3 protein-coding genes are annotated in these 2,421 nt (G+C 65.0%); 1 reads left to right on the top strand and 2 read right to left on the bottom strand.

Going from position 1 to position 2,421, the window contains the following annotated elements:
• A partial coding sequence (locus tag EB084_23780; protein ID NDD31282.1) for a hypothetical protein occupies nt 1-346 on the top strand: 346 nt, incomplete at its 5' end.
• Between the two features lie 17 nt (nt 347-363).
• Here EB084_23780 and EB084_23775 read toward each other — a convergent pair.
• Together EB084_23775 and EB084_23770 are read right to left on the bottom strand one after the other, a co-directional pair.
• Nucleotides 364-1,518, bottom strand: a complete 1,155-nt coding sequence (locus tag EB084_23775; protein ID NDD31281.1) for a hypothetical protein — start codon at nt 1,516-1,518, stop codon at nt 364-366.
• Between the two features lie 207 nt (nt 1,519-1,725).
• On the bottom strand, nt 1,726-2,421 hold a 696-nt coding region (locus EB084_23770; protein NDD31280.1), incomplete at its 5' end, for a hypothetical protein.

Below are 2,421 nucleotides of genomic sequence, written 5' to 3'. Positions count from 1 at the left end.
GCTGCCCGTCGACACGTGGCTTCGATTCACCCATCTGGCTGTGCTTCGGCCTCGCTATGCCGACCTTACCTCGCTCATGGCCACGGTGCACGGATCACGCGCCGCCATCGCCACCCGCACCTACGACGACGATCTTCGCCTCGACAACGATGCGTCGAAGGAGTACTGCAGCGAGTTCGTCTATCGACGGCTGCGCGAGAACGCCCCAGAGGTACACGTCTCCGAGCAGCGCAGACTGGGCCGAGCATTCGTGACCCCCGATGCGTTCATCGATTCAGCCCAGATCGATACCGTGTACGACTCGGGCAGCCATTTCTGGCGAAACCTGCTGGCCCGGGTCTGCTGAACGTCAGCAGATCCTCGTCAGAAATCGTAACGCGTCGTGACCTGAACCCGCGACGCGCTGCCGGCGGCGCCATCGAGATTGCGACGATAGCCCCACTGACCCTCAACCCCTAGCATCCAGCGTGCGCTGGGCTGCCAGACGAGATTGGCGGTGGTATAGGTCGTGCGTCGAAACGAGCTTCCGGGCTGAACCGAGAGATTGCTGGCGCTCACAATCCCTTGGCTCACAACCGAGTGGAAGCTCGGGCTCCACTGATGCTGCATCGAGACAAACCAGCCCGTGACGGGGATCGCGTCGATGCGGCTGCCGCTCGCGCTGCTGACAAATATGGCGTCCGGAGGGGCACTGTCATTGAAGTAGCTGCCGATGCCGCGCCCCCAGGTGGCGCCCGCAGACAGCAGATCGGTGTGCCGCCCGACCGGGATCTCGAGTCTGCCCGACAGGCTCACGCCCCACCCCGAGGTCGCGCACTGCGTCTGACCGCTGGTGCCCACGAGCTCGCGCGTGTTGACCGAGCACTGCAGCCACAGGGGGTCACGTTCCCACGCGAGGGCCGCCACGAGATCCGGACGTCCTTGACGCGACACGGCATTCTGGATGACATGCTTCTCCGGCTGCTCTCCCGAGAACCGCAAGTACACCCCGTCGACCAGCGGCTGGCTCCATCTTATCATCGACCGACGGCAACCGTAGAAGCTGTTCGGGCCCGATGGATCGAGCACATTGGGAAACGCCTCGAGGTTCGACACCGACGACCAGTACTGACCCACCAGCAGATCGCCCCCGAACGCGAGATCGGTGACCTCCGCGAAGAGCGAACGCGTTCGATAGTGCGGGCTCAGCACGTCTGCTTCTTTGAACGCATCGAACGCACCGAGAAGATGCAGCTGCGCGCCTCCGAGCGAGGTACGAGTCTCGGCGACGAGACGGCTGTGGTCGATGGTGAACCCCAGTCCGCCCGCCACCTTCGGTGCATTCGGGCCGGTCACGATGCTGCCAGTGATGAACTGCCCCTTGCTGCGCATGGATCCACTGGAGGCCACGATCTCTGCGGCGACGAAGCCAACCAGCCTGTATCGCGTGTTCAGGCCCTCGAGGGCCGATGAGCCCGGCCAGGCCTCGAGCTCGGCCTGCTCTTTTCGACGTCGCATCTGCACGTCGTAGCGACGCACGGCACGCTTCCCCAGATGTAATGCCGAGGGAGAAGGTGAGGGCGAAGACGACGGCGTGGGTGAGGCCATCGGTGAAGACGTGCTGACGAGCGGGGCCATCGGCCCCTCAGCGTGTGCGGGGAGGCACACGCTGACCATCGTCACAAGCAGCAGAGCAACAGAGCGCACTGACATCGCGGTAGAGTTCGGCTTGATGCGCACGATACCCTAGAGAGATTCGCCGAACACGAACATGCGCTCGAACGCGCCCCGCGGCATCAGCGCTTCGGGCTCGAGGCGCTGGGGATTCACGACTCCCCCTGGAAAGGGCCGAAAGTAGGGGTATGGCGGCGCGTCAGCGCCAACCGCCAGGGCGATGTGGCGCCCGTCGAGGCTGAGCAGAAGCCCGCCATCTCGCAAGCGCGACAGCGAGGGCTCGACGTCCTCTCCAACCCGTTCGTGCAGGCCCTTCGTGGTGGGCGCATCGGCGCACGCCAGGTAGACGCGCGCATCGACATCTTCGAGCACAAGCTGGCGACGCTGTGCGCACGGGCGAGTGTCGTCGATGACCACCGTCTCTCCCTTACACGAGACGCGCAGATCCGGATGCGAATCGCCGAAGAACGCCTCGCGCCACTGCATCACCGCGTGGCTCATCGCCACGATGCCCGGACGCAGGGCCGCGTCCTCCTGCCCTTCCCACTCGAAGTGATACGACAGCGCCGCGGCGTCGCGCTCCGTGACCGGATAGACCTGCGTCATCATGGGGTGCACGCGAAGGGTCAGGCCGTACTCTCGAGCGCGGTCGTAGTAGGGGCTGTAGCGATCGATGCGGATGTAGGTGGCGCACGATGGCGGCTCGAGGTGCGCGAGCAGCGGAAGGAACGCGGCCATCTCGTGGTACCAGTCGTCGCTCTCCCCCGG

The sequence above is a fragment of the Pseudomonadota bacterium genome, from assembly GCA_010028905.1.
Classification (GTDB): domain Bacteria; phylum Vulcanimicrobiota; class Xenobia; order RGZZ01; family RGZZ01; genus RGZZ01.
This window is presented reverse-complemented; position numbering and strand designations above follow the sequence as displayed.